Origin of the sequence: Sphaerobacter sp. (genome assembly GCF_019683595.1) — a bacterium.
In the GTDB taxonomy this organism is placed as follows: domain Bacteria; phylum Chloroflexota; class Chloroflexia; order Thermomicrobiales; family Thermomicrobiaceae; genus Sphaerobacter.
This window is the reverse complement of sequence record NZ_JADGHZ010000162.1, coordinates 1-7,461: the sequence shown is the minus strand read 5'-3', so window position 1 is coordinate 7,461 and position 7,461 is coordinate 1. Positions and strand designations below refer to the sequence as shown.

Below are 7,461 nucleotides of genomic sequence, written 5' to 3'. Positions count from 1 at the left end.
AGCCCGCCCAGTACAGGTGTACCCTGGGGTGCATCAACGCAGCGCGTGACCGGACATCGTGCGAGATAACAGGGCCGCGACAGGTGCAGAATGCGTCGCCTATCGGGAGTCGCCATCCGTAGTGCGCAACACTCGCGGAATCTCTAGTGCGAATCCGCCGTAGACATCCGTCACCGCGGCGGGTGGTCGTCCGGCGGAGCGTCGTCACGTGGTGGGAACGGCGGGAACAGGATGAGGCAGGCGTTGCGGCCCTCGACGGAGTCGAGCGAGCAGATCCGGAAGGCCGCAGGCAGGCGCTGTGGCGCCTCGGGTTGAAGCGTCACATGGGCGATCCCGAACCGCTCGCGGAGGAGATCCGACAGGTCGAGCAGGATCGCATGCCAATCCCGCTGCTCATCGACCTCGACGTGGGCGCTCAAGGAGACAAAGCCCGAGGTGACCGTCCAGATGTGGAGATCATGCACATCCACGACGCCGTCGACGCTCACCATCGCCGCGCGCACCTTCTCGGCGTCGATGTGCCGCGGCGTGGCCTCGAGCAGCACGTCGATTGAGTCGCGCAGGAGCCTCCCCGCGCTCCAGAGGATGAGCAGACCGATCCCGGCCGAAAGGATCGGATCGGCCAGGTACCAGCCGGTCGCCAGCATGATGAGCGCGGCCGCGATGGCCCCGACCGAGCCGAGCAGGTCGCTGACCACGTGGAGAAAGGCGCCGCGCATATTCAGGTTGTGCTCGTGCCCGCCGCCCCGGCTGAGCACCCAGGCGGACGCGGCGTTGGCCACCAGCCCGGCGACGGCGACGACGAGCATCGGCCCGCTGTCGACCGAGGGCGGCGCGGCAAGGCGGCGCGCCGCTTCCCAGAAGATGAGGAGCGCGATCACGATCAACCCCGCGCCGTTGACGACGGCCGCGAGGACCTCCGTCCGGTAGAGTCCGAAGGAATGTTGGGGCGTCGCCGGTCGCCCGGCCAGCCAGGCAGCGACGAGAGCGAGCGCCAGGGCGATCACATCCGTTGCCATATGTCCCGCGTCGGCGAGGAGCGCCAGGGAGTTGGTGACCAAGCCGCCCACAACCTCGACCACGAGGAAGACGGCGCTAATCCCCAGGGCGATCGCAAGCGGGCGGCGGTGAACCCGCTCCCGCGGCCGATCGAGAGTGGCGTGCTCGTCGATCGCGTGCTCGTGCATCACTCGGCTCTCACGCTCGCACCCCGTCACCGGCGTGTGCCGCCGGCCTCTTTCAGGGCTGCTGCACTCATTGTGCCCCGGGGACGGGCCGGGCCGCGGATGCCTTATCGCCTGGATGTATGCGCTGCTGTATCCTAGCCGGCTTCAGCCGGCTTTGGTTGTCAGCCCGGCGGCTTTAGCCCCGGGCACGCGCCACGGCGTGGGCTCGTTCACGCCACCCATTTCCGGGCACGTATCACGGCGCGAACGTCGTTGCATCGCTGGCCCGGGCATAGGTCGGCATCCGGAATCGGTCGTAATGACAGGAACGGGCCGCCCGGCACGGGGGCGCCGGGCGGCCGCGGTCGGGAGGACCGAGAGGGCGTCGGGTCTAGCCGTCGAAGGTGTCGTTGTGGACGGACCAGGTGCCGCCGGTGTTCCAGTAGAGGTCGCCAGCGAACACCCAGATCTGGTCAAAGTCCTCGATCCAGACCATCGTGCCGTAGCTGAAGCGCTGGTAGGCGCCGTGGCTCCCGCGCTCGGGCTCGACGGCCCAGCCGAGGCGGTCGCGGACACCCGGCACGTCACGCCACACCTTGCCGAAGCCGCGCACGGGCTGATAGAGCCCCTCAGGTGGGGCCAGCCGCGGATCGGAGACCGCCTGCCCTTCGTCCCAGGTGTCCGCGTAGCGGGTGAAGGTGCCGTCGTCGTAGAGGACGAGGATCGAGCGTGCCGGGTTGTAGACGTCATCGACGTCGACCCAGATCATCGTGCCGCGCTCGAAGCGCTGGTAGGCCGTGCGGATGCCCCGCTCTCCGGTCGTATCCTCCGGGCAGCCGAGCGTGTCGCGAATCTCCCGGTTGCTGCTCCAGAGCGCGCCGAAGCCGCGCACGGGCACGGTCGGGCAGGATGTCTGCCAGTTTCCGTAACGCCAGAGCTGGTAATGCAGCCCGACGTTGCCCATCTCCACCTTGAACGGGTCGGGGTTGGTGGGCGTGTAGGTCAGGCAGCGACGCTCGAAGCACTGGACGAGGACGTCGGTCTCCTTGCCGTTGAGCTGTGTCTTGGTCCAGTACGGCTCGGTGAGCGGGTAGCCGGTCACGAAGATCCAGTCGGCCGGTGCCACCAGCGGGGAGACGTGCTGCGTGAGGAAGTCGGCGAAGACCTCGGGCAGGTTGTGGCCGACCACCTCGCCCTGCTCCCCGGTGAACGTCACGTACGCGCCGTAGCGCAGCCCGGCCGCGCGGCGGGAGAGGTCGAACCCGGTGGTGCCGTTCCGGTCCACGGTGGCCGTGATGATCTCCCCCGTCCGATCGGGCGCGCTGCCCATCAGCCGGCCGAGGACCTGGTAGGTGGGCGTGTTCCAACTGTAGGGGTCACCGGCGACGGGGATGCTGGCCGGCAATGCCGTGGTGTAGATGTCCGGATCCTGGCCGACCTGAATGCGGCCGGTCATCATCTCGTAGACGAGGCGCCCGTTGGTGATGTACCACGGGTCGGTCGGATCGCCCGACGGGTCGTTGATCTCCATCCGGCTCTTGTCGAAATAGGCGACGAGGCGCCGGTTCTCCTTGAGCGGCGCGTAGGTGTACGGCTCGGTCGTGACCCGGTTGGCCTGCGGTCCCCAGAGCCAGGACCGGTCGGTCTCACCGGCCGCGACCGGACCGTCGGTACGCTCCCAGAGCGCGACCATGGCCGGGTCCAGCTCCGCACCGGTCGCCCCGACCCTCGCCGCGGGTACCACCAGCGAGGCGACCAGGATAACCAGCGCCAGTAGCGCTTTCCGCATGTATGTCCCCCCTTCACTCCAGTCCGTGCCGGCGACCGGATCGCGCAGGCACCGGTCGCGCCCGCGCGTCGGACTACCTGGTGCACGCGGGCACGCTCAGTGTTGGGGGACAAGGTTCGGCGAAGGTTCCCTGGGGAGATGGAAACGCGGGCGGTGGTTGCTTGTACCGGTGGGGCGGTGCATGACGGTAATGTCCAACGGCTGACTGGGGAACGACTTGGAGGGCGGCGGCCGGCGCCGCCGCTTTGGTATGGCGTGGGGATGTGGTACCAGCCATCAGCGACCCATGCCGCGGGATCGTGGCACGCGCCTGGGACGGGTGGTGTGAGGATCCCGCGCCATGGGTCGGGATCCGGCGCGGGTGGTGCGATGGTTCTAGTGTCGTGGCCCGTGCCCGGGGCTAAAGCCGCCGGGCTGACAACGCGAAGCCCGCTAAAGCGGGCTGGGGGCCGACCAGGGTTCTCACCGAGGTGATGGGGTCCCACCACCCGAGCACATACCAACCGGCGGACACCCCTCTGCCAGACTGTGAGCGCTCGTTCCCCAGCCGGCTCTAGCCGGCTTTCGTTGTGAGCCCGGCGGCTTTAGCCCCGGGCACGGGCCACGCGCGTAGACCCGATCGAGTCGTCCAACTCCATCAGCAAGTTGAGGAGGGGGAGGCAGGTACACCAGTCTTGTACGTCAAGGAACATCTTGACGCCGCGCGACGTGGACGAGACAGTATTCGATATAGTTCGTCAAGGACTACCATAAAGCCCGACTTGGGGCTGTGTGTGGCTTGCCAGGATGCGTCGCTAGGCAATCTGGGAGCCAGGTGGAGAAAAGGTGTTGGATGTGTCGGCTCGCGTGACGGTGAGCAGTAAGAACCGGATTACCCTCCCCGCCACGGTCTCTAGACAACTGGGAATCAACAGCGGTGACACATTGCTCATCCTCGTGCGCGACGGATACGCCGTCTTGATGCCCGAGCCCGGCGACTATAGCGACCGGCTGCGCGGGCTGCACCGTGAGATCTGGCAGGATGTTGAGCCGCAGGCGTACGTCCGACAGGAGCGCGAGGTCTGGGGGGAACCCACCGGGAACCCTCGTTCGTCATGATAGTGGGGATCAGACACGCTCTGCGTGGTCTGAGACGCGCGAGATCTTGACGGGAAGGGATCTCGGGGTTCCGTGCGGATTCTGGTGGTTGATGACGACCCGCGCATCCGGGAGACGCTGGCCGGGCCGCTGGGGGCGGCGGGGTACGACGTCACGGCGGTGGGTGACGGCGCGGCGGCGCTGGCGGCAGTCGAGCGGGGGCGGCCGGACCTGATCATCCTCGATGTGGCGATGCCGGGCATGGACGGCTTCGCCGTCTGTCGGGAGTTGCGCGCCTACGAGGAGTTGAGCGGGCTTCCCCGTACGCCGGTGATCTTTCTGACGGTGCGGGACGACTTCGCCTCCGAAGAGACGGGGTTCCAGTCCGGGGCCGACGACTACGTCGCCAAGCCCTTCTCGATCCCGGCGCTGCTGGCGCGGGTGCGCCTACGCCTGCCGAATTCCCCGGTGCGCGTCATCGACGACTACCTGCGGCTCGACCTGACGAGGCGCGACGTGGCGGTGCGGCGGGACGGTGTCTGGCAGCCGGTTCGGCTGCAGCCGCTGGAGTACGCCCTGCTGGAGCGCCTCTACCTCAACGCCGGGATCTGGATCTCGCGCTCCGACCTGCTGGAGCAGGTCTTCGACCGGGACGACGAGGACACCAAGGCGGTCGAGAAATACATCCACTTCCTGCGGCAGAAACTGGAGCCCGATCCCAAGGCACCCATCTACATCCAGAGCATGCGGAGCGTCGGCTACCGGTTCAAGCCGCTCGACCGCGCGGGCTGACGGATGGGCGACGCGGTGGGCGCAGTGGACTGGCTGACCCGCTCCTGGGAGGTGACCGTACGGCTCGACCCGCTCTGGACGGTCATCCTCCTCGTTGTGGTGGTCGCGGTCGTGTGCGGGCCGCCGCTCGCGGTCAACGCCCTCTGGACGCTGCGCCTGCGCCGTGCTCGACACTCGACGGCGGCCTTTCACCGTCTGGTCGACGCGCTTCCCTGCGGCGTCGTGCTTGCCCGGCCCGACGGCCGGGTGGTGAGGCTGAACGCCCAGGCGGCCGACCTCTGGCCGGGGCTGGCGCCCGGGGCGCTGCTGCCGGATGCGTTGGCGCGTCCGGCCGGCTCCGAGGGAACGGTGACGAGCCGCCTCGTCGATGCGCCCGGTGAGAAGCGCCTGGCCGTGCGGATCCACCCGCTGGCGACCCGCCGCGGCTGGGAGACGCTGGTGGTGCTCGAAGACGCGACGCGACGGCAGGAGGAGGCCGATTTCGTGACCGCGCTGATCCGGCAGGTTTCGCATGAGTTGAAGACCCCGCTCTCGGTGATCCGGGGCCATGCGTCGCGCTTCGCTGAGGCCGACGCAACCGACCCGGACGCAGCGCGGCGCGCCTGGGCGGTGGTGGACGATGAGGCGTCCCGGCTGACCGGGTTGATCGACCAGGCGATCCTCATGGCCCGCTTCGAGATGCCCAACCCGCCGATTGAGGCGCGGCCGCTGAACCTGCGCGCGATCTGCGAGGAGGTGGTGATCGACCTCGCGGAGCGGGCCGCGCGGGAAGGCAGTGAGGTCGACCTGGAGGCGGAGGATGGCGCGTACCACGTCCGGGGCGACCGGGGTGCGCTGCGGCAGATGCTGCTGAATCTGGTGGACAACGCGCTGAAGTACGGCGGACCGGGCGTGCGGGTTGTCCTCGGGTTGCGACAGGATCCCATCGCGGGTCGGGTGATCCTGACGGTGCGAGACACCGGTCCCGGCATCGACGCGGCCGATCTGCCGCTCGTGTTCGAGCGCGGCTTCCGCGGCGGGCAGGCGCGCGGTAGCCGGGTCGGGAGCGGGCTCGGGCTGGCGCTCGTGCGTTCGATCGTGACCTGGCACGGTGGATCCGTCGAAGCCGCGAGCGCGCCCGGTCAGGGGACGACGATCACGGTCCAGCTTCCCCGGCACGACGCCGGAACGTCCACAGCGGTGCCCGGAGCAGCCGTCGCGGTGGGGGAGCGCGCGCAGTGACGCGGATCTGCACGCTGCTGATTCTCCTCACGCTGCTCGGGTTTGCCTCCGCGTGCAGCGTGTCGGTCCGGCCGGTCGACGATGAGGCGTCCCCGACGGCTGCGGCGGGCGTAGCCGGACGGGGCGGTGTGGTGCGCTCGACACCGGCGGCGGCGTCCGTGACGCCCCAGCCGTCCGGGGACACGCCGGTCGCGACGGAAGTGTCCGAGACGCCGACGCCGACCACGGCCGGTGAGGTGCCGACTCTGCCGCCGCCACCCACCGCCCGACCGATGCCGACCATGCCTCCGAATCCCGCTCCGTCTCCGAGCCCGACTCCGACGGCCAGGCCGGAGCCGACCGCGCCTCCGCCGGTGACCCCCACCCCTGCCGGTCCGCCCGTCTGCGCTGAGCTGCCGGTGCGCGGCTTCGGCCTGGTCTGGCACGACCAGCCTGCCGTCGCACGGCAGATCGGCTGCCCGTTAGAGCCGGAGGTGGGCATCGCGGCGCGCGTGCAGCCGTACACCAACGGGCTCATGGTCTGGCTCGATATTCCCCATGGTGCGTCAGGGGTGGACAGCGTGCCCTGGGTCATCACACTGGCGGGCAACGAAGCCGCCCGGCACCGGGTGGCGAACGCCGGGCAGGACTGGGACCCGGAGGCGGCGGCGCCGACCGGCGCGTTCGCCTGGGTCTGGGAGAACGTCTATACCGACCGCGAGCGGCTGGGCGAGGCGACCGCCGCGTACTGGGCAACCGACGCGGCACTGCAACGCTTCGAACGCGGCACGATGCTGTGGCTGCGCGAACCCGGCACCGGCGTGCCGACGGTCTACGTCATCGAGGCCGATTTGTCGGTGAGCGCTTACGGACAGTTCCAGTCGTTCGTTGACCGGAGCTTCGGCTTGTACTAGGCAAAATGTCCTCATTCGCTCGACAAATGGGCTAGCCGTTTCCGGGACCAGTGGCCCTGTGCGGGAGCGTGCTGGGGATCTATGCTCCAAGCGTGGTCGCGTGCCCGCGGAGAGGAGAGACGACGATGCCCCAGCCACAGAGTTTCGTCCCGCGCTTCGGAGATCTCGACCTGGTCGGCACCGAGCACGCCATCGTCGCCAGCGTGGTCCAGCAGCATTGGGGTCTGGTTGAGCCTGTCGCCAACTACGATCCCGAAACGGCCGAGGTGACACTGCGGCGGATGCAGCACAACGAAGGACGTGCCAGCGATCTCAAGGCGCTGGTCCTTCGGTACGTGCTGAGCCGGCGCGCCGCGGGGCTGCCGGTCATCCCGCCCTCGCCAGCATAGCGATCTCTCCTCGGGCGGGGCGGCTGCGCACACTCCCCGGTCGGTTGCATACGAACATCAGGTAACCTCCCAAGCAGCGGCGGCCTTCGTGGCCGCCGTTGTATTTGGAGGTGGGCGCGAGGTACCCCTCACCC

General features: G+C 69.0%; 7 protein-coding genes. 5 read left to right on the top strand and 2 right to left on the bottom strand.

What is annotated here, in order from left to right; all coding sequences use genetic code 11:
* Nucleotides 1-170: 170 nt before the first annotated feature.
* Nucleotides 171-1,187 carry a cation diffusion facilitator family transporter gene (locus tag IRZ30_RS13930; RefSeq protein ID WP_294086047.1) on the bottom strand — a complete coding sequence of 339 codons (1,017 nt, stop codon included), beginning with the start codon at nucleotides 1,185-1,187 and terminating at the stop codon, nucleotides 171-173.
* Nucleotides 1,188-1,557: 370 nt separating this feature from the next.
* Complete coding sequence (locus IRZ30_RS13925) at nucleotides 1,558-2,955, bottom strand: hypothetical protein (protein ID WP_294086045.1); 1,398 nt, start codon at nucleotides 2,953-2,955, stop codon at nucleotides 1,558-1,560.
* Between the two features lie 834 nt (nucleotides 2,956-3,789).
* On the opposite strand from IRZ30_RS13925, the gene IRZ30_RS13920 reads away from it, so the two are divergent.
* From IRZ30_RS13920 to IRZ30_RS13900, 5 genes are all read left to right on the top strand, one after another.
* Entirely contained in the window at nucleotides 3,790-4,053 is a 264-nt protein-coding gene (locus tag IRZ30_RS13920) for an AbrB/MazE/SpoVT family DNA-binding domain-containing protein (RefSeq protein ID WP_294086044.1), read from the top strand.
* Between the two features lie 72 nt (nucleotides 4,054-4,125).
* Complete coding sequence (locus IRZ30_RS13915) at nucleotides 4,126-4,824, top strand: response regulator transcription factor (protein WP_294086042.1); 699 nt, start codon at nucleotides 4,126-4,128, stop codon at nucleotides 4,822-4,824.
* A 15-nt stretch (nucleotides 4,825-4,839) separates the two neighbouring features.
* Nucleotides 4,840-6,045, top strand: coding sequence for a HAMP domain-containing sensor histidine kinase (locus tag IRZ30_RS13910; protein WP_294086041.1), 1,206 nt, complete (start codon nucleotides 4,840-4,842; stop codon nucleotides 6,043-6,045).
* A complete protein-coding gene (locus IRZ30_RS13905; protein ID WP_294086040.1) occupies nucleotides 6,042-6,938 on the top strand; it encodes a hypothetical protein in 897 nt (298 codons plus the stop codon). Before IRZ30_RS13910 ends, IRZ30_RS13905 begins: the two co-directional genes overlap by 4 nt.
* A gap of 125 nt (nucleotides 6,939-7,063) precedes the next feature.
* A complete protein-coding gene (locus IRZ30_RS13900; RefSeq protein ID WP_294086039.1) occupies nucleotides 7,064-7,327 on the top strand; it encodes a hypothetical protein in 264 nt (87 codons plus the stop codon).
* The last annotated feature ends 134 nt before the right edge of the window (nucleotides 7,328-7,461 follow it).

Excerpts from the sequence above, each read along its gene's own strand:
- IRZ30_RS13930 (WP_294086047.1), bottom strand. The coding sequence starts at position 1,187 with ATGCACGAGCACGCGATCGACGAGCACGCCACTCTCGATCGGCCGCGG.
- IRZ30_RS13925 (WP_294086045.1), bottom strand. The coding sequence starts at position 2,955 with ATGCGGAAAGCGCTACTGGCGCTGGTTATCCTGGTCGCCTCGCTGGTG.
- IRZ30_RS13900 (WP_294086039.1), top strand. The coding sequence starts at position 7,064 with ATGCCCCAGCCACAGAGTTTCGTCCCGCGCTTCGGAGATCTCGACCTG.